Here is a 26,587-nt window from a genome sequence, read left to right as displayed (position 1 = left end):
CTGCTTAGTTTGCGGGACATGACACCAGGTAAGAGACTTGTATGAATGGCGGCGGCGGTTAAACCACCTACACTTCTGAAACGGTTCGTCACGGGCAGCGTTACCGACCTTCTGCGCAACGTATTGTCTGTTGCTGGAGGTGGGCCGATGTCCGATTTCACCTCTGTCGATGGTTTCCTGTTCGGTGCGCTGGATCGACGGGTAACGGAATGGTGACGCGCCGGGAGGCCCGGCAGAGCGCTGTGCAACCTGCGCGCGAGTCGTGGCGCATCCGGCCATGATCCCCGGCTGAGCGACTGCGCCCAAACTGGGTGCAGAAACCTCGGTCCTGCCGATTCGCGAGCGGGGGTCCCGGCCAGCAAAAGCCGAGGAGAAACCGGCATGTCCAACTACATGCATCCGGGCGTCTATATCGAACATGTGCCATCAGGCCTGCTGGCCATCGAGGCGGCCTCGACCTCCGTTGCGGCCTTCATCGGTCGAGTGAATCGCGGGGCCCTGGTGACCGACGACAAGGAAGACGGCAAGCCGGTCTTCATCACCAGCCAGGCGCAGTTCGCCAGTCATTTCGGCGAGTTGGACGGTGCGGCGGGAGGCTTGCGCAACATGGGCAGCACCCCGGACAGTTTCGGTTTCGCGGTACAGTCCTTCTTCGCCAATGGCGGGACCAGGGCCTATATCGTGCCGGTCGGTGACGGCAATGGCGAGGCCTCCAGCGCCGCCTTCACCGACCCGGTCAATGCGGGGATGGGGTTCTATTTCACCGCCCGTTCCGAGGGTGTCTGGGCCGATTCCATGGCGCTCAGGATCAGGCGCGCAGTGGAGGATACCAACCCGCTTCTGGCGACCTATGATGTCGAGATTGGCGTGCCGGACGGGCAGGGCAAACTCGACCCGGTGCTGGAAACGCATACCGACATGACGCTGGACCCGGCCAGCGGGCAGTTCCTCGCCGCGACCATCGACCAGGCCAGCATGCTGGTCTCCGCAAGGCATGAAACCGTGGCCTCTGCCGGTGGAGGCGCCATCGAGGGGTTCGAGAGCGGCGAACTGTCGGGGCTCGACCCCACGACGATCTCCAACGGCGACACGATCGAGCTGAGCTTTACCGGCGATACGGTGAGCGGCCAGCCGGTCGTCGTGACCTTCCCGGGCGGCGCGGCGACGCTGGCCGATCTCGCCGCCGTCATCCAGACGCAGGCTCGCGGCACCGCGACTGTGAGTGCCCGTGCCAATTTCGTCGCCGCCGTGACGCGCGACAACACGATTCTGCTTCTGCCCGGGCAGAGCGCGACCGCCGGGACCGTGAATACCGTCACGGTGTCGGGCGGCTCGGCGGAGGCGTCGCTGGCCTTCGATACCGGATCGGCGGTGCCGTACCCGTCGCCCTGGGCCGGCCACCCTGCGACGCCGCTGGACATCAGTTTCGCGGGCGGAGTCGATCATGGCGGGCCGGCCAATGCCGATTACACCAACGCGCTGATCCATCTGCGCGACTACCGCGACATCTCCATCCTCATGCTGCCCGGCAAGGTCTGGACCGCCGGCGGCGACAACGGTGCTCTCGAGGCCGCCATCACCCATGCGGAGTTCATGCAGAACCGCATGGTCCTGATCGATCCCCCCGACCCGGTGGGGGCCGCGCGCCTGCAGAGCCCCACCGACGTCAAGGATCTGGGCGCGCCGACGTCGCCCTACTCGGTGCTCTACTACCCGTGGATGGAGGTGGCGAACCCCTATTACGACCCCGATACCGCGGCCAACCTGCCCAAGACATTCCGCATTCCGCCGGGGCCCTTCGCCGCCGGTGTCTGGGCGCGGACCGATGCCCGCCGGGGCGTGTGGAAGGCCCCAGCGGGGCTCGAGGCGACGCTACGCAGCGCCGTGGGCCCGACCATCGATATCGGTGCAGACCTGCAGGACAACCTCAACGAGTTCGGGGTCAATTGCTTCCGGGCGATCATCGGGCCGACGGTGGTCTGGGGAGCCCGTACGCGAGCGACCAAGACCAAGCCCGAATACCGCTACGTCCCTGTCCGTCGCACGCAGAACATGATCGGCGAGAGCCTCTATGGTGCGCTGCAGGCAGTGGTCTTCGAACCCAACGACCACAAGCTCTGGTCGAGCCTGAGAGCCAATGTCGGTGCGTTCATGGATACGCTGCATCGTGCGGGCGCCTTCCAGGGCGAGAAAGCCTCTGACGCCTACTACGTGAAGTGCGGGCTGGGATCGACGATGACACAGGCCGATATCGACGCGGGCGTCGTGCGTGTGGTGGTGGGCTTCGCACCTCTGAAGCCCGCCGAGTTTGTTGTCGTCCAGATCAAGCAGATCGTTGGTCAGACTCGCTGAGGCCTGACCCGCCGCAACCAGATAGCAGGAGGTCCCGATGCCTGCCCCAACCTTCCCCGCGAACGCGCATCGCTACGATCCGTATCGCACCTTCAAGTTCCAGATCGTCATCAACGGCCAGACCGTCGCCGGTCTGACCAAGATGGGCGCGCTGAAACGTACCACCGAGGCCGTCAAGTGGCGCTCCGCAGGAGATCCCTCCTACCAGAGAGTGATGCCGGGAGGGTCGAGCTTCGAGGCAGTCGCGTTGGAACAGGGCCTGACCCACGATCCCATCTTCGAGGAGTGGGCCAATGCCGTGAACAACGTTCGCGACGGGGACGCGGGGATGAGCCTCGTGAACTACCGCCGCGACGTGGTGATCAACGTGCTGAACCTGCAGGGCGTACCGGCGATCAGCTACCAGCTGCGTCGCGCCTGGGTGTCCGAGTTCCAGGCGCTGCCCGAGTTCGATGCCAACAACATGAACACCGTGGGTATCCAGACCATCACGCTGCAGCATGAAGGTTTCGTCCGGGACGAGGCCGTGACCGAGCCATCTGAGACCTGATCTGTCATGGACCGGGCCCCCGAAACCCTGGCCAGGGCATATCCGCCAGCGCGCTATCGCGCGCTGGACGGGCATGCCGAACTTGCTGTGGCCGAGGCGGCGGGCAGCGCAGGCTCGCGACCGGCGCGGGTGACGACGATCCTGGCGGCGCTCTGTGCCGGGTTCGGGGAAGTCTCCGCGGATCGCGGAACGGCGCGGCGGGTCTCAGCGGCGGGGCGGGAATGGCTGCTCCAGCGCGCGGCCCTGAGGTTCCGTGGCCAGTGGGATTGGTATGAAGCACCGTGCGATGCCTGCGGAGCGCGTTTCGACCTGCGCCTTTCCCTGACCGACATCCCGCACGTCGATGCGGGACCGGGTTTCCCCGTCGCGGAGGTTTCCACGAGTCTCGGGCGGCGCCGTTTCGAGGCTCCGAATGGCGGCCATGAGGAGGCGCTTGCGGGCATGCGCGACGTCGAAGATCCTCGCCGGGTCTTTGCTGCGCTCTGTGGGCTTTCGGAGGCGGCAGAGGCCGAGGCGATCCGGTTCGACCTTCACGACCTTGCACGGATCGACGCGGCACTGGAGGCGGTCTCGCCCGATGTCGCGGACAGCGTCGACGCGGTTTGTCCCTATTGCGGGTCGGCCAGTAAGGCCCGGATCGATCCGTTGACCTTCGCGTTTCCGGGTGTCGAGACGCCCCTGCGCGAGGTTCACTTGATCGCGTCCGCCTATCGCTGGACTGAACCCGAGATCCTTGATCTTCCGGTTGCCCGACGCCGCGCCTATGCCGAGCTGATCCGCGCCGAACGAGGCCGGCTGCCGTCACGAGTGAGGCGGGCCTCATGAGCTTCCTGGCCCGTCTCGCCGCCCGGTCCATGCCGGCCCGCACCGGCATCTCGCCCAAGGGCATCGTTCGACGTGCGTCGGCCGCGGAGACCGAACAGGACGATGAATTGCGGGCGGTTCGCCGCCAGCCGGCGGAAGAGGAGGAGATGCAGGCCCTGCGTCGGCAGCCGGAAGAAGAGGAGGAGATGCAGGCCCTGCGTCGGCAGCCGGAAGAAGAGGAGGAGATGCAGGCCCTGCGCCGGCAGCCGGAAGAAGAGGAGGAGATGCAGGCCCTGCGTCGGCAGCCGGAAGAAGAGGAGGAGATGCAGGCCCTGCGCCGGCAGCCGGAAGAAGAGGAGGAGATGCAGGCCCTGCGCCGGCAGCCGGAGGAAGAGGAGGAGATGCAGGCCCTGCGCCGCCAGCCGGAGGAAGAGGAGGAGATGCAGGCCCTGCGCCGGCAGCCGGAAGAAGAGGAGGAGATGCAGGCCCTGCGCCGGCAGCCGCAGGAAGAGGAGGAGGAGATGCAGGCCCTGCGCCGCCAGACGGAGGAAGAGGAGGAGGGGCCCGTTCAGATGCTCCGCCGTGCCGGATCGCGGCTGGGGCTCGACCCGGAGACTGCGCCCTTCCCCGAGGAGATGCGCGACGAGGAGGAGCCTTCCACCCTCACCGCGCTGCGCCGTGAGGGTGCGGTGGCGGACGGGACGCCGCCGGCGCCGCCACCGACCTTCGATCCCGTCGCGATGCCGGGAACGCCGCCGATCGAACCACCACACGGCGACCCCTTCAAACGCCCCGAGGTCCATATCGACCAGCTCGACGTGCTGATCCACGAACCCGCCGCCGCGCCCGGCGGGGGGCGTAACGCCGACCGTAGCCGCGCCATCCGCGCGCGTTACCTCAGGAGGCTCTGACCCGATGCCGGTTCCAGTCTCGTCCCTCTCGGTCGCGGTGCAGGGCATCGCCGATTTTCTCGACAGCCATTTCGGGGAGGAGGTGACGATCACGGTGGCGCATCCGCAGCGCGCCTCGGAGATCGCGCGCGGGGCAGGGGTGACGGCCCATGTTCTGAACATCTTCGCCTATCGGGTGGCGCCCTCGGGCTTCCACGCCGATCTCGGTGCCGACCAGACTCAGTTCATTCGCATCAACACGCTGCTGACGCCATTCCCGGCGGATATCGACAACGCCGCCGACGATGCCGACATGCGGATCCTCGGCCATGCCATCCGGGCCCTGCAAAGCCATCCCGTCCTGCCGATCGCCACCGAGGAGCCGTTACCCGGCGCGGCGATCACCGAGCCGCCCGACCGCAAGGCGTATCGGCTCGAGGGGATCATGCTGGCCCCGCCGATGGAGGAGATCAACCATATCTGGACGACGCAGGGAGGCGAGCTGGCCTATCGGCTGTCGGCTGTCTACGAGTTCGCCCTGATCCCGATCGAGCCGCTGGAGCCCCGGGTCGAGGCCGCGCCGCCCGAGACGCTGATCATCGACACCCTGCCGAACTTGGCGAGGGCGCGGGCGGATTTCCAGGATCTGGGGCCCGATAGCCGCGGCGCCCCAGTGGGCGATGGCGTGACGCCGCCGCCGGTGAACTGGACGCCGGTGCAGATGTTCGTCGTGGGGGGCACGCTGATCAACGAGATCTCGGTGCCCGGCACGGCGACCGAGGCGACTGTGGCCGTGGCGGGACCGGCTGCGGGCGAGGCGGCACTGCAGGTGATCTGGCGGCTGGGTGACGACAGCGAGAGCCCGCAGGCAGTGCAGATCATTCCCGTCGGCGCTCCCCTTCTCGACAACCCGGACGCACAGGCGGTGCTGACGCTGGCGGTTCCGACTGATGCGGTCACCGGGACGGTACGGGCACAGCCGGCGGCCAGCGGGGCACCCGTGCCGGATAGTCCCTTCGGTAACGCCCTGACCCTGACCGTGACGTGAGGTGGCGATGACCTGTCAGCAGGAAAGCACGGAATTCGACCTTCGCGGCCTCGACATGGAATGGGCCCGGATCGGCATGATGCTGACGCTGGCGGAGGCGGTGCGCAGCGGGGCCGAGATCGGCGAGGCGTTCCCGAAGGGGTTCGCCGAGGCCGGCACGGCCGTGGCGGAGAACCGCGGGCGAGGCGTCTGGGCCGGTCTCGCCTCGCTGGTCGACCCCGGCCTGCTGCGCAGCTTCCTGCAGTTCGACCTCGATCTTCTGGCGCTGGCGCTGGCCCCGGTGGCGCGACCGGCTTACGGCCCCCGCCTGCAATCGCTGCAGCCGCAGGTGAACGCGCCCTGGCCGAGCCTCGCCCTGGCGCAGGAACTGCTGATGCTCGATGACGGGGCCGAGATCGGCGTGCTCTACAACCGGCTGGACGCGACCGCGCCGCTCGTCGCCGCCGGGCTGGTGCGGGTCACCGGCGAGGGCCCCTATCAGATGATCCAGCCGACGCCGGTCGCTCAGCGTGCCGTGCTGACGCGCTCGGGCGAGGTCACCGCGCCGCCGGGGGCCAATCTGGAAACCCGCAGGGGGCGATGGCCGGATCTTGTCCTTCCCGAGAAGACGATGCGCTCCTTGCGCGACTTCACCGCCTGGCTGAAGCGACGCGACCAGATCGCCGGCTGGGGAGGACGTGCGGTAGGCGGGCCGCTGGCGCTGTTTTCCGGCGCGTCGGGGACGGGCAAGAGCTTCGCCGCCGTGGTCATCGCCGGGGAACTTGCCGAGGCGACAGGCACCCCTTGGGCGCTCTATACGCTCGACCTGGGCCGGATCATGTCGAAATATGTGGGCGAGACGGAGGAGAACCTGAACCGCCTGCTCGACGCGCTGGACGGCAAGTGCGCGATCCTGCAGATCGACGAGGCCGACGGGCTGCTGGGCAAGCGCGGCGAGGTTAGCGATGCCCGCGACCGGTACGCCAACCTGGAGGTCAGCCACCTGCTGTCGCGCTTCGAGCGGCATGCGGGGCCGGTCATCCTGACGACCAACCTGCGCGCCAATATCGATCCGGCCTTCCTGCGCCGCTTCCAGATGGTGATCGACTTCCCGTCGCCGGACGCGGACGCGCGTGCGGCGCTGTGGTCCACGCTGCTGCCGCCGGGGGCGCCGCGCTGCGCGACGCTGGACGTGGAGATGCTGGCGGGGGCCACGCGGCTGTCGGGCGGCGCGATCCTGAACGCGGCGCACTATGCCGCCATCCTGGCCGCCGAACAGGACGCGCCCATCGCCCCCTGTCACCTCGCCCGCGCCGTCTGGGCGGAATTGGGCAAGGAGAACCGTCAGATCCGCCGCAGCGAGATCGGCGCGCTGGCCGCACACCTGGAGGAGGACGCATGACCCGCATCCGCCGCATGACCGTCACCCTGCCGCCGCGACTGCGCCACTTGGCGGAACACGAGGCACGGCGCATCGCGCACGAGGCGGCGGCGCGACTGGGTGACGACGCGCCTTGCCGTCTGTCGGTCACGGTCGAGGGTCGCGGCACCTCGGGCTACGGGCTCGCCGCCGCCGTCGGGCGGAGCGTCGCCACCAGCACGAAGGGGAGAGGCTGATGGCTGTGGCGACCAAGGGCGTGCTGTTCGAATACGGGCTGTCGATCCCTCCACTGGCGCTGGTCTTCGACTTCAACCCGCAGTCGATCTCGCGTTCGCGCACGGTGACGATCAAGACCGGCGACGCACCCGGCAACCGCACCGGCTACGACTTCCTTTCGCCGCTGGAGACCACACGCGTTGCGCAGGGCGTTGAACTGGCCGCCGAGGGGTTTTCCGTCGATATCCTGCTCGACGCTACCGACAGGATGGACGCGGGCGACGAAGTGGCCGCGATGTTCGGGGTGCAGCCGCAGATCGACACACTACGCTCGATGGTGGAGCCGAAATCGCAGGGGCCCGGGGGCCTGCAGACCCTGTCCAGCCTCGGGATCGGCGGCGCGCGTGCCTTCGAGCGGCAGGAAACGGCCTCGGTCCTGATCTTCGCCTGGGGCTTGCAACTGCTGCCCGTCTTCCTGACCGGCGTGACCCAGAAGGAGGCGCTGCACCTGCCGAACCTGATGCCCTACCGCGCGGAGATGGGCCTGACGATGCAGGTCATCGAGAGTAACAATCCCTTCACCATGGCCGACAAGGTACGTCAGACCGCGATGACTGCCCTGAACGCCGCGACCGGGTTCTGAGGGAGGTGGGGAATGGCTTTCTTCAAGGGATCGGACTACGAGCTCACCCCGCTATTCGAGCGGTCGGAAACCGGTGCGGAGATCTTCCGCGGCCTGCGTGCCCGACGCATACGACATCCCGACCCGGTCCTGGAACATACCGTGTCGCTGAAGGAGCGGCTCGATAGCGTGGCGCATGAGTATTACTCGGAAAGCCGGGACTGGCGCTGGCTGGTGGAGGCGAACCCCGACATCCTGTTTCCCGAGGACCTCTTGTGGAACACGCGCCCGCGGGTCTATGACGAGGACGGCGACATGACCGATCGTGGCACGATGGATGAAAACGGCCGCGAACGTATCGGCCACATCATCATCGTGCCCAGGCGCGGGGACGCGGGCTGATGGTGTCGCTCTCTGCCATCGGCGGGCTTCTGGACCCGGGCTTCCGCAGCCCGGCCTCCTGCCTGATCGAGGCGGGGGCGGGCTATCAGAACATCGGCGCCATCGCACCTCTCGTGGCGACGGTCGATCTGCAGATGAGCCGCGAAGAGGCCGGGACAGGCACCATCGTCATCGAGGACCGCCGCGGCAGTGACGGCAAATGGGTGGCGGCCGATAGCGGGCTATTTACCCGCTGGGCGCCGATCCGAATCAGTGCCGATTTCGGTACGCGCCAGGACGTGATCCTGACCGGCTACATCCTGCGGCTGAGCCCCGAATATCCCGGTAACGCCGCGGAGGCCAAGCTGACATTGGAGGTCCAGGACGAGAGCGCGATCCTGTCACGCGAACAGATGCGCCGGGTCTGGGGCGAGGAGACGCCCATGCCTGACCTCGAGATCCTGCGCGAGCTGGCCTCTGGCGTCGATCTGGCTGTCGATCCGATGTCGGGGCAGGGGCAGTCAAGTCGCCCGCTGTCGCAGGAGGGAACCCCGATCCAGTTCCTGCGCGAACGCGCGCGGGCGAATGGCTATGAACTGATCTTCCGCGAAGGCCAGGTCTATTTTGGCCCCAGGCGGCTGGATGGCACGCCCCAGGCGCCGATCATGGTCTATGCCGGCCGGGACACCAATTGCCGGACCTTCAACCTGGGTGATGCCGGGGACAGTCCCGACCAGGTCCGCGCCGACCAGGCCCCGCGGGAGGAAGGCGCGACGCCCGAGGTCACCACGCTGGTCCCGGACGAGCCGGTCCTGGGCACGACGCCCGCCGGGGCGGAGGGCGACGGTCTGGGCGCGCCGTCGGTCTGGCGGGTGGGGGCGGAGGGCGACGAGACGGTCGAGGAACGCACCGCCCGCGCCCAGGCGCTGGTCAACGAGCATGCCTTCAAGCTGCGCGGCGCGGGCGAGTTGGACGGCTCGCTCTATGGCCATGTCCTTCTGCCCGGCGCGCTGGTGACCATTGACGGGCCGGGGGCGCGATACGGCGGCCTCTATTACGTCGACATGGTTTCCCATGCCTTCAACACCGAAGGCTATACCCAGACTTTCGACGTGATGCGCAACGCCACCGGCGAAAGCGCCGTGCCAACCAGCCCGCTGAGCGGTGCGGCCTCGGCCCTGGGTGGCCTGTTCTGAGGAGAGTGCCATGGACGAATTTCAGCTTCTCGAAGATGTCGCGCGCAGGCAGGCCACGAAATACTGGGGCAAGTACCGGGGCTTCGTGACGAATACCGACGATCCGGAAAACCGGGGCCGGGTGAGGGTGACGGTGCCGTCCGTGCTGGGCGAGAGTGAGTCGCAATGGGCGGAACCGGCCTTCCCCTATGGCGGGGGCGCGGCCTTCGGCTTCGTCGCGGTGCCGCCGGTCGATAGCGCGGTCCTGGTCGAATTTCTCGAAGGCGACGCCTCGGCGCCGATCTGGACGGGGGCGCTGTGGCGCACGGCCGCCGAGGTGCCCGAGGAACATGCCGGTCAGGAAACCAAGGTCTGGAAGACGGAAAGCGGCCATCAGCTGGTCTTTGATGATACGGACGGCGCGGAGAAGGTCACGCTGCATTCCGCCGCCGATGCGGTGGTTGAGTTAAACCACGAGGGATCCTTGGCCCTGACCGACGCCTCAGGCGCGCATGTCACCATCGACGCGGCGTCGGGCGAGATCGTCATCGAGGACGCCAACGGCAACTCGATCACGCTGTCATCGTCGGGCATAACCTGTGCCGACGCGGCCGGGAACGAGATCGTCACGACGGCGGGCGGCGTCGAGGTCAAGGGCACCACCGTCAAGATCGAGGGACAGTCGGTCAGCCTGGGCGGGGCGGGCGGCGAGCCGCTGATCAAGGGGCAGACCTTCATGGCGATGTTCAATTCTCACACCCATCCCTGCACCGCGCCCGGTTCACCCTCGGGCCCGCCGCTGGTGCCGCTGACGCCTGCCGCGCTGACCATCAAGACGGTGGCGTCATGACGGGGCAGCACGAAACCCGGCTGCCGCGCGTGGCCTACATGAAGTTCCCATTCCGGCTGGAGCGCGAGGGTCTGGCCACCTCGACGCGGATGGAGCATATCCGTGAGCAGGTGATGCAGGTGTTGTTCACCAGTCCCGGCGAGCGTGTCTTCCGCCCCGAGTTCGGCTTCGGCGCGCGCAGTCATGTGTTCGAACCCAACGCTGCGCCCTTGTGGGAACTGGCGCGCAACCGGCTGTTCGGATCGCTGGCCGAGGCGCTGGCGGGCGAAGTCGATCCCAAGACGTTGAAGGTGGAGGTCGGGCCGGGCCCCAACGAGCCCGAGGTCCTGCTGGTCACCATCACCTACACCATCGCGGCGTTGCAGAAGGAGGAAAGCCTCAGCTTCACCTTGTGAAGCGGGCATCAAGATCATGGCAGAGCTTCCCCCCCCAAAGCTCGAATTCGATCGCGGTTGCCCCGATTGCGGCGAGCGTCGCGCGGTGCTTCCGCCGCCACTGCCCGGCGTTCCGGACGATTTCGACTGGAAGGCCCGCGACTACGACAGCCTGCGGCTTTTCCTGATGCAGGAACTGGCGCATCGCTTCCCGGCCCGCCGCCGCTGGACGCCGGCCGACATGGAAGTGGTCATCGTCGAGCTTCTGGCCGCCGCCTTCGACCGCGCCTCGCACGCACTGGATGCGGTGCAGGGCGAAAGGTACCTGGCCACGGCGCGGCGCCCGCAATCGGTCCGCAGGCTTCTGAAGCTGATCGGCTACGACGCCGCCGAACGGGTGCGCGATGAGGTGCTAGACCGCCTGCCGCCCCCGCCCGAGGGGGTGACCGAGACACGCGAGGAACAGCTGGAACGTCTGTGGCGGCTGGAGCCGGGGGTGATGGAGGCCGCGCGCGCCGAAGGTCCGCGCCTGATCGCCGAACAGCGCCGGATGGTGACGCTCGACGACCATGAGACTGCGATTTCCGCCCATCCGCTCGTCTCGCGCGCGCAGGCGCGGCTTGTCTGGACGGGGGCGTGGAACACCATCCTCGTCTCCGCCCTGCTGGAGGCCGACCGGCGCCTGGACGAGCCGTTGCCGCTTGCGGAGGAGGGCGGGGAGGCCGACCTCCTCTGGCGGCGGATCGAGGAGTTTTATCACCACCAGAACATCCCTCTGCCGGCTGCCGGCGGGCCCGTCACGCCCCGGCATCTCCTGCGGTCGCTGATCGAATTGCGCAGGATGATCGGGGCGGAAGTGTTCCTGGAGGATGCGAAACCAGCCGCCATCACCTTCACCCTCTCTATCCGCGCCAAGCCCGGCTACTTCCGCTCGGAGATGAAGCAGGCGCTGGCCGATGTCTTTTCCGCGGATGAAGGCGGCTTCTTCGAGCCCGGGCGGCTCGATTTCGGCGACGACCTGTTTGCCTCCGACATCATCGAGGCGGCCATGGCCGTCGATGGCGTTGCGGTGGCCTGTCTCAACCGGTTCAAGCGTGTGGGGTCCGGCTGGCCCGACCGCAGCGCGCAGGGCTTCATACCGGTCGAGGCCGATGAATATGTCCGCTGCCTGAACAACCGCGGTGAGCCGGAGAAGGGCTACTTCCGCCTGATCGTAAATGGGGGAGAGACCGGATGAACGGCAACCCGGAGCGCCTGAACAAGCTTGCGGATCTCACGCGCTGGAACAGGGCGGGGCTACCGCGGTTCGAGTATGTCGATGGGGACGCGGCGGTCTGGCTCGAGGAACTCCGGATCGCCATGATGGGGCTGGTCGCCCGGGGCGCGGAGATGGAGGAGCGCCTCCCCGAAACCTGGCGCGGCCGCTTCTCCCTGGACATGGACCAATGGCCCGATCCGGCAGAACGAGAGGCCTTCGTACAGGCGCTCGCCTGGAAGGCCCTGGCCCGTGCGTTCCCTGACCGGCCCGAGTCTGCGCGGCGGCGCAATGCCCGGCTACTCGACCAATATGCGTTGAACAGCGGCGACTACGGTTGGGAGATCATGCGCGCAGCAGCACGGGCATCCCATGTGCTGCTCGGTCATCTGAACGCTTACGCGAACGAGGGGTATCTGCCGACCGCGACCCAGTGGGAGAACCTCGTGAGGCTGGCCTCGATGGTCAATCACCAGCCGGCGCCGCCGACCTCTGCCGTGACCACGGTGGGATTGATCGTCGATCCGACGGATGACGGAAAAGCCGTGGTAATAGGTCGCGGGCTGGCCATGAAATACACACCCCCCGAGGGCAGTGCACCCGTCCTCTTCGAGACGCTGGAGCCGATCAAGGTTCACCCCGATCTGAACGCTGCCCGGACGGTTGGCTGGAACAGCGACCCCGAGACGCTGACCAATCCCGACCAGTGGATCGACGATCCCGAGGCGGAGATTGCGCCCGGCGCCGTCGCAGTCCTTCGGGGGACGACCGGGGCGAAGGAAGCGACGATCCGCGATGCGGCGCGCGACGAGGAAACGGGCATCGCGGTGATCCGCCTGACCGTGGACGGCACCCTGCCCACACGCGGCAGCGCCGTCCTGCACCTGGGCGCCAAGGCCGTGAAGCGCGGTGCGCCCCGAACCACCGAGGGCGTGCTTGTCCTGAAGATCGCGACCGCCTCGAACTATCCAATCAACTCCGTGATCCGGCTCCATCACGACGGCACGAGCGCGGAATACCGGATCATAGGGAACGCCGACGGGCATCTGAAGCTGGAGATGGGCACGGCGCTGGCGCTTGCCCACGGCCAGGAGGTCACCGTCGAGACACTGGTGCCCGTATCGAATACCGGCGGCGGCAACCTCGCGCCTGCATCCGTCGGGCTGACGGCCTTCTACATCAACACGCATGGCGTGCTGGATGTCGGGAACGGGATCTTCCAGCATGCCGAGGATGAGGGCGGCAACGAGCTGGACGATTATCTCGGTGTGGATTTCAGCGTGATCGCCGACGCTGTAGGCAGTTTCTATGTCCCAACCGAAGGGGCAAAGCGCGAAAGCGCGACCGTCGTGATGCTGCCAGATCCCGTCGTCCCGGTAAGCGATGCCCAACAGCGGATGGTCAGTTTCCTCGGCAAGTCGCCCAAATCGCTTGCCGTGGGCTCGGTCTACTACCGGCGGGCCCGGAAGAGGACGGGCGATCCGGAAGATCACGGCGTATCCGGGTTTGACGCGCCGCTGACGGTTGCCGGTGTCGCAGAGACGGCCGACGGCTACACGGTCCAGTTCTCGGAGCTGGTGGCGGAAGATCTCGATCTTTTCCGACCGGATGCGCATGACTTCCACGGCCCGATGATGCGCAGCCTTCGCCCGGTGGACCATGATCGCAACCCGACCCCGGCCTTCGACGGGGCCGAGGTCATGCTCCTGCCCATGGCCGCCCCCGCCCGGGAACTGATCCGGCTGGGCAAACCCTGCCTTGTGGAGGACGAGCGCCACCTGACTGCGCCGGTTCGTGCCGTCCTGGTCGAAGCGGTGGAGGTCTCGGGGGCGTTGCGGCTGTTGTTCGAGCCCGCCGATGGCCTGTCAGGTTTCCTCAAGGGCTGGACCACCCTGAACCTGAATGCGGTCGAGTGCAGCCACGGTGAAACGAAGAGTCCCAAGGTTCTTGGCTCGGGCGACGCCGAGAAGGCCGCGCAGCGTTTCGTCCTCGGTGCGCGCGAGGTCAGCTTCATACCCTCGACGGTGGCGGAAACCGGCGTGGCGCCGGACATGGACATCTCCGTCGATGGAGTGCGTTGGTCCTATCGCGACCTGATCGACCCGACGGCGGCGGGCACCGAAAGTTACGCGGTGTCGATGACGGAGGAAGGGCGGCTGATGATCCATTTCCGCCGCCGCCTGCCCACGGGCTCGGACAATGTCGTCGTCAGCCGCTACCGCACCGGGGTCGGCCCCAAGGGGGCGGTTCCGGCGCAGGCCTTCGCCAAACCGATGAAGAAGCATCGCTACGTGCGCGCTCTTACGCAGCCCTTCGCGGCGACCGGCGGCGCGGATCGCGAACCGGTCGGCGATCTGCGCGTCAACGCGCCGGCGCGACTGGCCGCGAATGGCCGGGCAGTGTCGCTGAAGGATTTCGAGCGGCTCTGCCGACGCCGGTCGGATGTCTGGCAGGCCTGGGCGCGGCCGGTGGTTCAGCCGGGTGCCGGACGCCGTGTGGCCATCGTCATCGTGCCGGTGAATGGCGGGACCATCGGCCCCGCCTTGCGAGAGGTCCTGACGGCGTTCGTCGAGGCGCGCGCCTTGCCCGGTATCCGGGTCGATCTGGAGGCTTACGGAGCAATCCGCCTGGTCGTCACCGCCAGGATCCGTGTCGATATCGAGAAGTTCGACAAGACGGAGATACAGGCGGCGGCCCAGGCCGCGCTGATCGCCGAGTTTGCGCTTGAGCGCCGGTGTCTCGGCCAGCCCGCCTATGTCTCCGAGGTGGCCGCGGCGCTGGAGCGGGTCGCGGGGGTGGAGACGGCAACCGTTCCCGGCTTCGCCGTCCAGCCCGCGACCGCCATCCGCCGCACGGCGATGACCGGCGGCACGCCCTCGGCCTTCTTCCCCTTCGAGAACCAGGTCATCTTCGCCGCGCCGGAGACCGCCGGTGCCGACATGACCGTGCAGGTGGAGCCGATATGATGGAACCGTCGGACCTCAAATCCCGCGTGGGCCAGCTTCTCTACCGAGAATTGCCCGAGGAGTATCGCTACCGGGACCCGGCCCCCGAACCGGGCGAGTTGGGAGATCTGGAAGCCTATCTCCACGGTTTCGGTCACCTGCTGGACCTGATCCGCGGCACGACCGAACAGGCCTATGCCGACGCCTTCGCCGAACCCGCGGATAACGGCCGCGAGATCCAGGCCTGGCTGATCCCATACCTCGCCGAACTGGTGGGCGCGGAGCTCCGCGCGCCCGACCCGTCGGCGCGGCGGCTGGAATTGAACGAGACGGTCGGCTGGTACAAGTCCAAGGGAACGCTGACCTCCATCGACGAGATTTCGGATGTGATCAGCGGGGCCGAGGCCGTGGTGGTCGAGGGCTGGCGCCGAACCCTGACCACGCCGCGCATGACCCTGCCGCCTTTCACCGCACCTGCCGCCTCGATGGGCGACGGCAGCCCGATGGCCGCCCCCGGCCTGCCGCAGGGGACACCGGATATCCGTTACGCGAACCGTGCGGTGATCGACGAGGATGGTGCCAATCCGCTCTGCGCGTTCCGTGTGCCGCAGCGCGACGATTTCGGCCGCGAGATCGGGCCGCTCATCCTTCATTGGCGGCCCCGGAACCGGCGCGCAGCGCCCTGCTTTCCCGGCGCCTACGACGATACCTCGCTGCGCACACCCGACCTGCGTGCACCCACGGTCCGCGACGTCGGCCCCCATCCGAGCCGCACGATCGTCCATGTCCGCCCGCCCGAGGGGATTTTCGCCCGTGGGCTGAACGGAAGCGAGGTCGCGCCCACGGTGGACGATATCCAGATCGACCCTGACGAGACCGCACAGCAACGCTTCGGACCGCAACAGGTCTTCGCGGCGCTCGGGTCGCTGGACGACGAAACGGCGGGGGCCCTGATGAGCGACGGCGAGATCGTCCTGCCCGACAGGCTGGTGGTAGAGGGCAACCTGACGATCCCGGCGGGCACCGACATCCTGCTCCACGACCTGATCTTCACCGGCGCGCTTACGCTGGATGGTCCGGGAACCCGCCTGACCATGAACCGTTGCGCCGCCGAGCGGGTGGTGCTGAACCACCCGACGGACGAACCGGCGCTCACCGCAACCGACTGCCTGTTCAACACGCTTCGGGGCGGAGTGGGGTTTGCCCAGCTCACCTACTGCACGGTGATGGAGAGCACGGAACTGGAGCGGCTCTGGGCGTCGGACTGCATCTTCAACGGGCCGATGGTGGATCTGGATTGTTCGGGCGACGACACCTGCATCCGCTACTCGCGCGTGCCGAGCCTGAGCGAACTCGGCGATTGCGGCGCCGACAAGTCGCCCAAGAACACCGATGACGACCCGAACTTCATCCGGCTGTGGTTCGAGGCGGGCGACGACTGCGTCTTGCGCCCCGCGATTTACGGCGAACCGGGGGCCGCGGTGCTGGACCTGACCTCCTCGGGCCGGCTGCGTGCCGAGGACGAGGGCGAGATGGGCGCCCATCATCACATGTTCCACGTCGCATCTCTCCGCGCACTCGAACTGAAGCTGACCGATTACCTGCCGCTGGGGCAGGAGCTCTCGATCCGATATGACCCTTATCTTTCGCGCCCGCCGGTCCGGGTCGAATAGCCAGGAGGCCGACCGATGAAAGGCAATATCTCGCGTGACAGCCACCGTCCGGGGAAACGCTATTCCGGGGTCTTCCAGGTTCAGGGCGGCATGGTCACCGATGCCGATCTGGGCGAGCAGGCGAGGATCGCCCGCGGGCGCACCGACGGGCTGGGTCATGACGTCGCCGGAAGCGGTGTTCCGGTGGATGGCGGCGCGGTGGAGCTGGACGGCCCGCGGCTGGTTCCCGGTGTCGTCTATGCGCAGGGACGGCGCGGCGAGGTACAGGCAGCCGGCGAGGTGTCCGGTCCATTGGAACTCTATGGCGTGCAGGTCGATTTCCCGCATGCTCCGCCGATGCCCGAGGACGGCGAACACATCGTCTATGCCGATATCTGGGACCGGATGGTCAGCCAGCTGGAGGAGCCGCTGCTGTCCGATCCTGGCCTCCATGGGGCAGAGACGGCCTTCCGCGCACGCACGATGGCCCAGGTCAAGTTCGCTCCGCTGGATCAGGCCGACGCGCTCGGTCAGCCGGACGGCCCGATCCCCGACATCGGCACGGGCGAGATGACCGTCACCCCGGCCGACCCCGAAACCATCGCCGACGAGTGCGACCCTTGCGCCGACACCGTGGCGGCCGAGCAGAGCGTGGCCAATGCGCTGTTCCGGATCGAGGTCGTGCATGTCTTCGGCGATCCTCAGCACCCGGATAGCATCCGCATCGCCTGGTCGGCGGAAAACGCCGCCGCCATCGCGCCGGCCACCGTCAACAGCGAGGATTTCGGGCGGGCAGGCGCGGTCTACGAGTTCTATTCCACCGTCACCGAATGTCATCTGGGTGTCCATGAGCAGAACGGAGCAATGGCACGGTCGAGCTTCGCCACCAGTCTGACCGAGGGACCCGAGGATCCGGCCCCGCCGGAGGGAGGCGACTGGCCCTTCGTCCGTCGCTGGGACGGGATGGCGGTGATCGATTTTGCCAACGGCAATGTCGAGGACGAGGGCAACGGAACCGTCAGCCTGTCGGGCGGCACGGTCAGGCTGACCAATGACATCTTCTCCGCGGAGATCGACTTCGATGGACGGGCCATTGTCGCGGGCGACTACTGGCTGATCGAGTTGCGCCGCTTCGCCGATGAACCCGTGCGCGCCGTGCAGGCTCTGCCCGTCGGAATCCGTCACAGCTACTGCCCGCTGTTCCGCGTCACGGACGGTGCGATCGAACCACTGACGGACCCCGAAACCCGCCGCTTGTCCTTTCCGGCGCTGGCGAACCTGCCGGCTACGCATGTCGGGTTCGTCAACAGCTGTCCGACGCTATACGACACCGCCGAGAACATGCAGGAGGCGCTGGATAACCTGTGTTCGATCGAGGCGGCCGATATCGCCTTCGATCCCTCGGGCTGCCCGCGCCTCTATGACGAGGTGGACAATGTTCAGGACGCGCTGACCAACCTCTGTCGTGTCGATTTCGGCAACGAGCGGCTGCTGCGACACCTGCATGACTGGGGCGTGGTCTGCGGGGTGATCCCCCGACGGGCCACGCAAGGCCCGGCGATGGTTGCCATCTCGGGGGGCGTGATCCTCGACCGGAGTGGCATGCTCGGCGATGTACGGGCGCAGACGGTGGAGCTCAACGAGATCCTGCGCGGCGACAGCTTCCATTTCGACGGGGTCGAGGCCTTCCAGCGCGCGCTCCGGCAGCGCGACGTGTGCCTTGCCTTGTCCATCGGCGAGGGCGGTGTGATCCGCACCCATCTGGCGCCGCGCTCCCGTGCCTTCGGGCCGAGCGATCCGACCTTCATGTCCGTCCTCGCCCAGTGCCGCCAGACCCGGCCGCCCTTCGACATCAAGGATGACCTGACCAGTCGCAGCGAAGCCGAGCGCGCGACGCTCGACAAGGTGTTTTACGGTGCGGCCTATTCCAGGATGGCTGCCACGCAGCGGTTGAATTCCCGCGAACAGCAGATCGCGCGCGCCTATAACAACGATCTTGTGGAACGCTACAGGTCTCATCTGAACGACGAGGCGGAGGCGGCGCAGTTCGACCGGAAAATCGCCGCGATCGACGAGCAGATCCGCCCCGAGGAGGCCGATGGCGAGGTGCGGGAGACGCGTTTCATGATGCGCGAGGCGCTGGTCTACCGTGCCGTGCAGGAAACCGAGGCCGAACGCTTGCGCCGCTGCCTGTGCGACGCGCTGATCCCGCGCTGCCCGGAAACCGGCGAGCCCCCGTATCTCGTGCCCATCGCCTGCGTCGAGGGCGCGATGGAAGGCAATACGTTCTTGCTGAGCGATATCTGTGTCTGGTGCTGCCGGAAACAGGCAATGTCCTGGCGCATGGTGCAGTACTACATCTCGGAGACGCGCGACCGGTTCGCCGGGCAGCTGCGCGAGCTGTGCTGTCCGGAGGAAGATGCTGGCGGCGTGGATTTCGAACGGCCGAACGATTTCGTGGCGGTGGCCGAGCTTGACCGGCGACTGACGCCCGAGCGCGCCTGGAGGGATGTGGAACGCGGGGCGCGGATCCTGACCGGTCGCAATCCGCCCAGTGACTACGCCGTCCAGCCCGATATCGGCAATCTCGGGCTCGATCAGGCACGGGCGGAACTGGCCGGCAACGGCATCGAGGTGGCCGAGACCATCGATGCCGGCGATGCCGACGCCATCGCCAAGATCCGGGGCGCGACCGTAGGGCTCGATGCCCGCGACCTGGTGGCCGACCGCGGCGAGTTAATGCCCGGCGACAAGGTCGCACTGATCATGCAAGCGGGCGTCGCCATCGACTACGTCAAGGTGGAGACGGGCGGCGGAAAGTTCATCTTCGAGCGTCCGGCGGCGCGCGGCGCGGATGTCACTCTTTCGGAGGAGGTCCTGGCCCAGGCCATCGCCCTGGACGAACGACTGTCGGGACGCATAGCCGAGGCCGAAACCGCCGCCTCTGGCCTGGAATCCGAGTGGACCGCCGTCTCGGCCCGCCGACACGAGGAACTGGCCGCGCTGACGGCCGAAGCCGAGCGCGGCCTTGACGCCGTGCGCACGGAGCATGCGGCACTGTCCGGCCAGGTCGAGGCGTTGCGCGGGGAGCTGCAACTGCTCGAGAGCGACCGCCAGACGGCGCAGACGCAGATCGAGGCGGCGCATGCGGATCTCCGGCAGATCGAGGCCGACCGGCAGGCCGTGGTTACACAGGTCGGAACCGCGCGCGCTGACCTCGCCGCCTTCGAGCGGGAACAGCGGGTGCTGCTGGATCAGACGGCGCAGGAACGCGATACGATCCTGACTTCGCTGCGCCGGGAGATGCCCGTCTCGGCGGTCGCGGGTGAAGAGACGAACTTCATCGCCGCCCTGACGCGCAGCGGTGTAACGAATGTCGCCGGGTTTGCCGAAATGTCCGATACGCAGCTTCGCGAGGTCGCCGGCAGTGCCGGGTTGAACCTGAACACCGCTCGACGGCTGCAGCGCGAAGCGGCGGTGATGCTGGAGGGCAGGCCGAGATAATGGGAGGCGGATCATGAAGACCAGACTGCGCAGACGCATCGCTCGGCGTTCCGCTTCCGGAACGCCCCGTCGTCATGTCGCGCCCGGAACCGCGGCCGCGCGAACGGAGGCCAAGAAGGGCGCGCCGGTTGAGGGCGGCATACTGATCGGCGGTATCCAGGATCCGGCGGAGAAGGCCGCCGACCGGATGGCCGCGCAGGCCTTGGAAGGCCAGCCGGTTCTCGCCTCTTCGGCGTCCGCGCCATCAGTGCATCGGAAATGTGCCGAATGCGAGGCCGAGGACAAGGAGAAGGCAAAGCGCAGTGCCGCCCCCGGCGCCGCCATCGCCCCCGGCCGCGCGACCGCGGCAGCGGGGGCGGCGGCCAGCCGCGCGATCCGATCCCTGGGTGCGGGAGATCCCTTGTCGCCCGTGTCGCGCGCGTTCTTTGAACCGCGCTTTGGCAGGGATCTCGCGGGTATCCGCGTCCACGATGGCGCCGCCGCCGACAGTGCCGCGACCGCCATCGGCGCGAGGGCCTTCTCCTATGGCAGGGACATCGCCTTTGCCAAGGGCGAGCGAGAGAAGGGCGGCGCACCGCTCATGGCGCACGAACTTGCCCATGTCGCGCAGGCCGAAGGCCAGGCACGCCGCGCCGTCCGGCGCGCGACACTTGCGGCATCGGACGGCACCGGCGATTACAAGGCGGTTCCCGCCGTGCATCACGCCCGGGTCAACGCCGCGTTGGACTTGATCGACAAGGCGTTGAACGCAAGACGTTGCAGAGATTTCTTCGCGGACAATTGCACAGGTGGCGTCGCCACTTCGGCGCGTGACACCTTCAATGCCGCCACGGTCTATTACCTCGACGATCACAGCGAGCGTTTCGGTCTCAGCGATATCCGCAGCGTCGCCGCAGATCCCCATGTCGTGGCCTATAACGACTACGCCTACGATATCAGCCACTGGGAAATCGCCTCGACGCTGCTGCACGAGCTGTTCCACACCTGCGACATGGTCGAGGACAACCTCGACGAGGTGCTGGCCGAAACCTCGACCGAGACCTGCGGTTTCTACAGCCCGTGGATCTTGGAAGCCAGCCCGACGCAACTCGACGTGGGTGACACGATGAGCCTGCGGGGCTTCCAGTTCGGCCTGACGCAAGACTCAGACCACCATATCGAGATGGGTGGGGTCGACATCGCGTCCTACGATCGGTGGGAATTCGACCGGAGTGCCTCTTGGGTCAATGTCGAGTTCGAGGTGCCCGAGGCCGTGAACACGAACCTCTTCTGGTCGAAGGATGTGGATCTGGTTGCGGTGAACCATGGGACGCGCAGCAACATCAAGACGATCAATGTAGACCCGTGAGGCGCTGCCATGGGTGACGTAAGCGCAACCATCCGCACGAAGAAGCCCGCATGCCCCGCCAGGACCGCCAGGGTTCCGGTGCGTCGTCCGGCGCCGGCGGTTGTTCACCGGCAGGAAGCAGCCCGGATCCAGCCCGCGCTGAAGGTCGGTGCCGCAAACGATCCCATGGAACACGAAGCCGAGGCCACGGCCGAACGCATCGTCACGATGTCCGCGCCCCGACACGATACCGCGCCCCCGCCTGCGCAGCGCGGCCCGCCGGCCGAGGCGCGGCGTTTCCCCAAGGTGGATCAGGAGAGCCAGCCCGACACCGACGCCTTCGAGAGTGAGCCCGCGATCCCCGCCGACCACCAGGATCCGGATGTCCCGTCGGGTGAGGATGTCGATACCGCCGGGCTGGCGAACGACGAGTTCGCCGAGATCGAGGCAGGCGAGCCGGACGATCCCGAAGGCGCGGCCCGGATGGCACCGGACGAGGCCCCGGCGGTAGGACCTCAGGGTGGCGACGCGCCTGCCAGCGTGACGCGCGCGGTTGCCCAGCCGGGGGCGGGTGGCCCGCTGCCCGTCCCCGTCCGCAGCTTCATGGAGCCGCGTTTCGGTGTCGATTTCTCGGATGTCCGCATCCATGATGCGCCCTCCGACCGCCGCGCGGCGGACCGGATCGGGGCCCGCGCTTTCACCCACCGCCATCATATCTGGATGGGCCAGGGCGAGAGTGTCGATAACCGCCGCCTTATGGCACATGAACTGACTCATGTCGTGCAGCAGACGCGTCGCGAGCCGGTGCGTGCCCCTGAGCGGCCAGAGATCGAGGGCAAGGACACCCATCCGAGCCTTCAGCGCGGCTGGGTCGCAGACAAGGCCGAGAAGATTGCCCGCAATGTGCCGGGTTACACACTGCTCACGGTAATCCTCGGCAAGAGCCCCATCACCGGCGACCGGGTGGAACGCAACGCCGAGAACCTGATCGGCGGGTTCCTGGGACTTCTTCCGGGCGGCAACCTGATCTTCGAGCGGCTGAAGGAAACCCGCGCGCTGGAAAGGGCCTTCGAGTGGGTGTCGACGCGGCTGTCGGAACTCAACATCACCTGGAGCCGGATAAAGGGGCTGGTCTCGGACTTCATTGATGAGATGCCCGCCTGGTCGCCGCTGAAGATCGCCAAGCGCATCTTCAAGCCGCTCGTGGACGACATCATCACCTTCATTACCGAGATAAAGGACAAGATCCTCGAATTCATCATCCGTGGCGCGCTGAAACTGGCCGGTCCTTACGGCGAAAAGGTCTGGGCCGTGATCGAGAAGGTCCGCGACGTGATCTCGCTGATCCTCAGCGATCCGCTGGGCTTCGCCAAGAACCTTGTCCGCACGGTGGTGAACGGCTTCAAGCAGTTCGGCAACAATATCTGGCAACATCTGAAGAAGGGCCTGATGGGCTGGCTCTTCGGAACCCTTCAGGGGATGGAGATCGAGCTGCCGGCGAAGCTAGACTTCAGGGGCATCATCAGCATCGCGCTGCAGATTCTCGGCCTGACCTATGCCAATTTCCGCAAGACACTGGTCAAGCGCCTTGGTCGCGGCGGTGAGAAGAAAGTGGCCTTCCTCGAAAAGTCTGTGGAGGTCGTAAAGATCCTCGTCAAGGAGGGCTTCCTGGGAATCTGGCAGCGTGTGCTGGAGATGATCGAGGGATTCAGGACCACGGTCATTGGCGGTATCCGTGACTTCGTCATCAACACGATCATCATGGGAGCGGTGTCCTGGATCGCCGGGTTGTCGAATCCAGTGGGTGCCATCGTCAAGGTCGCCCTGTCGATCTACAACATGATCAAGACCTTCCTGGAGCGTCTCGACCAGATCATGGAGATCGCGAATTCAATCTTTTCCTCCATCGGCGCTATCGCCAAGGGAAAGGTCAAGGACGCCGCCGACTTTATCGAGAAGACGATAGCGGGGGCCATTCCCGTCTTCCTGGCCTTCGTCGCGGCACTGATCCCTGTGACCGGCATCACAAAGACGATCCGCACCATCATCAAGAAGCTGCAGGCGCCGGTGAAGAAGGCGATGACCAGGATGGTGGCCTTCTTGGTCAAGAAGGCAAAAAAGCTGTTCTCCAGGATCCTTGGAAAGATCAACCGCAAGCGCAAGCTGCCGGAGGCGGGATTTGTCGTAGGCAAGGAGCCGCACAAGTTGAAGCCCGAGAAGAAGGGCAACAAGTTTACGCTCAAGATCGCCTCGGACAACCCGCGCCCTGCCGACCAGGTTCAGGCGGAGATGGACAGCGAAGGCAAGAAGGCCGCCGATTTCGGCGACGATTCCAATTGCGTGAACGCGTTCGAGAAGGCTTTCAAGACCGAGATCGACGAGGCAGAGACCGCGCTGGCGAAGGTCAAGCCCGAGCAGCAGAAGACCTCGACCAAGAGGACCGGGGATAAGGCCGATGCCGAGGTGAAGGATGCGGGCGCAAAACTGGCAAAGCTCGGACCCTGCATCGCCGACAACCCGTTCCTGGAGGACGAGCCGCAGGACGGCGCGATCATCCGCGCGCGCGAGCCTCGCTTGCCGGAGATCGAGGGCGATGCCGGTCTGTATGCGGATCGGGGCAAGATCACCTCGCAATCCATTGCTGCGGTGTCCGAAAAGGCGGGGCTGGGACCCAAGGGCAAGCAGCGCCTGTCGAACTATTACGAGAATGATCACATTCCCGAAAAGAGTCTCGGCTTCGAGGTGCAGACTTACCTCCAGGGCAAGATGAACGAGGAGATCGCCGAAGGTCAGCGCGATGGCAAGGCGATTCCCGATCCTCTGCTGGGCGAGATCGACACCCGTGCTACTGGCAAGGAGGGTCAGCAACTGCCCGCGATCACGATCTACCGCCCCGCGCACCGGCAGAAGACGGCGAAGGATGCGGGCCGGCGCAATCACGGCAAGATCATCTCGGATGCCAGCGCCGAGACTTCGGCGGCCGGCAAGATTGCCAAGCTCCGCGCCGGGATCAATGGCGAGATGCAGGCGGAGCTGGAAAACATCGCCGGGCTCTACAGCAGCGATCCGGCAGCGACGAAGGCGATCCGCGGCAAGATCCGTAAGGGAATACGCACGCTCGGGGATCTCAACAAGACGCTCTACGGTTTCGAGCCCGGCAAGGCACCTACCGTCAAGCGCGGCACGGACGGTGCGGAAGGCTCCGACTTGCCGATGGAGGGCGATCCCGCCAGCGGTCTGCCTGATTTCGCCAAGCTCGAGGGGGCGTACGCGATCTATAAGGCCAAGCCCAAGGGGGTTGGCAACTACCTGGAATACGACCATGTTGTCGAGGCCACGCTTGCCGAGAAGGCGCGCGATCTGTCCCTCTCCGATCCGGCATTCTCCAGTGGGTTGGAGGAAGCGGTGGTGGCGGGCGCCAAGGCCCGTGCCGATATCGCTGATGCGGATGCCGGAGCGCCGACACCCGGGACGGAACCCGCCAGGAGGGCACGGCCCAAGACCTCGGAACAGATCACGAAGGATGCGATGGCCCGCCTGTCCGGGTTGTCTGGTCCGGCCTTTCCGGGCAAGGGAGTCGCTGGTTACGACCGCCAAACGGCGGGCACCGTCGCGCTCTACCGCCCGGTTCACCGCGAGGTCACGGCACAGCAATCGGGGAACCGGGGCAGCATCCTCGAAGGTGTCGACCTGGCCCAGGCGCGCGAAAAGCTGGTGAGCTGGGTGCTGTCGGATCCTGAGGATCGAGCCCAGAGAGAAGGCGCGATCTCAGATCTGCAAGCCGGTATCCGTAAACGCTTCACCGGTGAGATCGAGACTCATGCCGGGCATATCCGCGATGCCTATCAGGTCGAACTGAAGGAGTTCATGGCGATCAACCGCTCAAAACAGGCTGCCGCAAAGATGGGCGCGGTGAGCGAGCGGGTCGGGGCGAGTTTGCGGACACTGCGGCAGGAATCACTGTCGCTGATCGAATGAAAGAGGTGACGGCGACACTGGGAGATGCATGCGGAGGCGCGCCCTGTCTGAACCGGGAGCACGCGCAACGAAAAACCGCCACCCGGCATGATCCGTAAGTGGCGGTTTCTCTTGATTTCTCTGGTCGGAGCGACAGGATTCGAACCTGCGACCTTTGCTATCATGTACACCACGGCTTCACTTGTGCAGGTTTGACGCCTATCGCTTGTTTCGCCAAGCGGGCCCCGGTGTGGTCAGGAATGTCTCCTCCGGTGCTGTTCTTGCACGGCGAACACCACCAGCGTCAGAGCCGTCAGGGGCAGTGCAAAGTAGAGCATGGTGACACTGAAGGCCGGCAGCGCGTCGTGGCTCGTGGCCGCCAGGATCAGGTATAGGGTGTACGCCAGGTAGTAAGTGAACAAGACGGCGCCCTCCCAGCGATTGATCACCCCACCGGTGAAACAGATCGGCAGGCAAGCCAGGGCGACGGCGATCATGACCGGCATATCGAAGCCCATCATGGCGTCGGAGACGGCGATGCCCGAGGGGGCCAGTAGCCCCGTGAGCCCCAGCACGCCGAGGATATTGAACACGTTGCTGCCCACCACGTTGCCTACGGCGATATCGCGCTCGCCCCGCAGCGCCGCAATGATTGAGGTGACCACCTCAGGCAAGGAGGTGCCGGCGGCGATGATGGTCAGGCCGATAACCTGCTCGCTGACTCCCATCGACTGGGCGAAGCTCACCGCTCCCTCCACCAGCCAGCGGGACCCCAGTATCAGCATGCCCAGGCCGACCGTCACGTACAGCAGGTTGATGCCCAAGGAGACGGGGGCCGAGCCGCCGTCCGCCGCATGTTCTGGTGACGGCGTTTTGGTGTTCTGGCGGAACAGGAACACCAGGTATCCGACCAGGCCCGCGACCAGGAGTATTCCGTCCCATCGGCCGATACCGCCATCCATTGCCAGTAGCAGTACGGCCACGGATAGTCCCACCATGAGCGGGATATCAGCTCGGATCAGCTGCTGCGCCACTACCAGCGGAACGATCAGCGCAGAGACGCCCAGAATGAACAGCACATTGAAGATGTTGCTGCCCACAACGTTGCCCAGGGCGATCCCCGCCTGGTCATCGAGGGCCGCCTTGAGACTGACTGCCAGCTCCGGCGAGCTGGTGCCGAAGGCCACCACCGTCAGCCCAATGATCAAGGGTGACATGCCGAGGCGGGTGGCGAGGCGGGATGCACCTCTGACCAGCCCTTCTGCCCCAACAATCAACAGTATCAGACCAGCGATGAATGCGGCGATGGTCATGGTTTTTGCCTT

Annotated in this window: 19 protein-coding genes; 18 read left to right on the top strand and 1 reads right to left on the bottom strand. The window is 66.4% G+C overall.

All coding sequences use genetic code 11. From position 1 onward, the window contains the following. Positions 1–381 precede the first annotated feature (381 nt). From DFP85_RS03020 to DFP85_RS02935, 18 genes are read left to right on the top strand one after another with little or no spacing between them, the layout of a single operon-like run. Positions 382–2,352: a phage tail sheath C-terminal domain-containing protein gene (locus DFP85_RS03020; RefSeq protein ID WP_208108437.1), complete on the top strand. Its 1,971-nt coding sequence runs from the start codon at positions 382–384 to the stop codon at positions 2,350–2,352. 37 nt (positions 2,353–2,389) lie between these two features. Next, the gene (locus tag DFP85_RS03015) at positions 2,390–2,902 is read left to right on the top strand and encodes a phage tail protein (RefSeq protein WP_106231002.1); all 513 of its coding nucleotides are present in this window, start codon (positions 2,390–2,392) and stop codon (positions 2,900–2,902) included. A gap of 6 nt (positions 2,903–2,908) precedes the next feature. Then, a complete protein-coding gene (locus tag DFP85_RS03010; protein WP_133634850.1) occupies positions 2,909–3,727 on the top strand; it encodes a hypothetical protein in 819 nt (272 codons plus the stop codon). Continuing rightward, entirely contained in the window at positions 3,724–4,617 is an 894-nt protein-coding gene (locus tag DFP85_RS03005; RefSeq protein WP_133634848.1) for a hypothetical protein, read from the top strand. The genes DFP85_RS03010 and DFP85_RS03005 overlap by 4 nt, the downstream gene beginning before the upstream one ends. 4 nt (positions 4,618–4,621) lie before the next feature. Next, positions 4,622–5,644: a Pvc16 family protein gene (locus DFP85_RS03000; RefSeq protein ID WP_133634846.1), complete on the top strand. Its 1,023-nt coding sequence runs from the start codon at positions 4,622–4,624 to the stop codon at positions 5,642–5,644. 7 nt (positions 5,645–5,651) lie between these two features. Beyond that, positions 5,652–7,025 carry an ATP-binding protein gene (locus DFP85_RS02995; RefSeq protein WP_133634844.1) on the top strand — a complete coding sequence of 458 codons (1,374 nt, stop codon included), beginning with the start codon at positions 5,652–5,654 and terminating at the stop codon, positions 7,023–7,025. Beyond that, positions 7,022–7,240, top strand: coding sequence for a hypothetical protein (locus DFP85_RS02990; protein WP_133634842.1), 219 nt, complete (start codon positions 7,022–7,024; stop codon positions 7,238–7,240). Before DFP85_RS02995 ends, DFP85_RS02990 begins: the two co-directional genes overlap by 4 nt. After that, positions 7,240–7,863: a hypothetical protein gene (locus DFP85_RS02985; RefSeq protein WP_106230997.1), complete on the top strand. Its 624-nt coding sequence runs from the start codon at positions 7,240–7,242 to the stop codon at positions 7,861–7,863. The genes DFP85_RS02990 and DFP85_RS02985 overlap by 1 nt, the downstream gene beginning before the upstream one ends. 12 nt (positions 7,864–7,875) lie before the next feature. Further along, the gene (locus tag DFP85_RS02980) at positions 7,876–8,244 is read left to right on the top strand and encodes a hypothetical protein (RefSeq protein WP_133634840.1); all 369 of its coding nucleotides are present in this window, start codon (positions 7,876–7,878) and stop codon (positions 8,242–8,244) included. Then, positions 8,244–9,419 (top strand): phage late control D family protein, encoded by a 1,176-nt coding sequence (locus tag DFP85_RS02975; RefSeq protein ID WP_133634838.1) that lies wholly within the window; start codon positions 8,244–8,246, stop codon positions 9,417–9,419. Before DFP85_RS02980 ends, DFP85_RS02975 begins: the two co-directional genes overlap by 1 nt. A gap of 10 nt (positions 9,420–9,429) precedes the next feature. Further along, on the top strand, positions 9,430–10,248 hold the full coding sequence (locus tag DFP85_RS02970; protein ID WP_133634837.1) for a phage baseplate assembly protein V: 819 nt from the start codon (positions 9,430–9,432) through the stop codon (positions 10,246–10,248). Next, complete coding sequence (locus DFP85_RS02965) at positions 10,245–10,643, top strand: GPW/gp25 family protein (RefSeq protein WP_133634835.1); 399 nt, start codon at positions 10,245–10,247, stop codon at positions 10,641–10,643. The genes DFP85_RS02970 and DFP85_RS02965 overlap by 4 nt, the downstream gene beginning before the upstream one ends. A 16-nt stretch (positions 10,644–10,659) precedes the next feature. Beyond that, the gene (locus DFP85_RS02960) at positions 10,660–11,859 is read left to right on the top strand and encodes a baseplate J/gp47 family protein (RefSeq protein ID WP_133634833.1); all 1,200 of its coding nucleotides are present in this window, start codon (positions 10,660–10,662) and stop codon (positions 11,857–11,859) included. Next, the gene (locus DFP85_RS02955; protein WP_133634831.1) at positions 11,856–14,843 is read left to right on the top strand and encodes a baseplate J/gp47 family protein; all 2,988 of its coding nucleotides are present in this window, start codon (positions 11,856–11,858) and stop codon (positions 14,841–14,843) included. The genes DFP85_RS02960 and DFP85_RS02955 overlap by 4 nt, the downstream gene beginning before the upstream one ends. Further along, positions 14,840–16,495, top strand: a complete 1,656-nt coding sequence (locus DFP85_RS02950; RefSeq protein ID WP_133634829.1) for a hypothetical protein — start codon at positions 14,840–14,842, stop codon at positions 16,493–16,495. The genes DFP85_RS02955 and DFP85_RS02950 overlap by 4 nt, the downstream gene beginning before the upstream one ends. A 15-nt stretch (positions 16,496–16,510) precedes the next feature. After that, entirely contained in the window at positions 16,511–19,978 is a 3,468-nt protein-coding gene (locus DFP85_RS02945) for a DUF6519 domain-containing protein (RefSeq protein ID WP_133634827.1), read from the top strand. Between the two features lie 13 nt (positions 19,979–19,991). Further along, the gene (locus tag DFP85_RS02940; protein ID WP_133634825.1) at positions 19,992–21,326 is read left to right on the top strand and encodes an eCIS core domain-containing protein; all 1,335 of its coding nucleotides are present in this window, start codon (positions 19,992–19,994) and stop codon (positions 21,324–21,326) included. Between the two features lie 9 nt (positions 21,327–21,335). Continuing rightward, positions 21,336–25,283 carry an eCIS core domain-containing protein gene (locus tag DFP85_RS02935; RefSeq protein WP_133634823.1) on the top strand — a complete coding sequence of 1,316 codons (3,948 nt, stop codon included), beginning with the start codon at positions 21,336–21,338 and terminating at the stop codon, positions 25,281–25,283. Between the two features lie 233 nt (positions 25,284–25,516). Here DFP85_RS02935 and DFP85_RS02930 read toward each other — a convergent pair whose 3' ends face one another. Next, positions 25,517–26,575: a calcium/sodium antiporter gene (locus DFP85_RS02930; protein ID WP_133634821.1), complete on the bottom strand. Its 1,059-nt coding sequence runs from the start codon at positions 26,573–26,575 to the stop codon at positions 25,517–25,519. Positions 26,576–26,587: the final 12 nt, after the last annotated feature.

The sequence above is a fragment of the Halomonas ventosae genome (assembly GCF_004363555.1).
Classification (GTDB): domain Bacteria; phylum Pseudomonadota; class Gammaproteobacteria; order Pseudomonadales; family Halomonadaceae; genus Halomonas; species Halomonas ventosae.
This window is presented reverse-complemented; position numbering and strand designations above follow the sequence as displayed.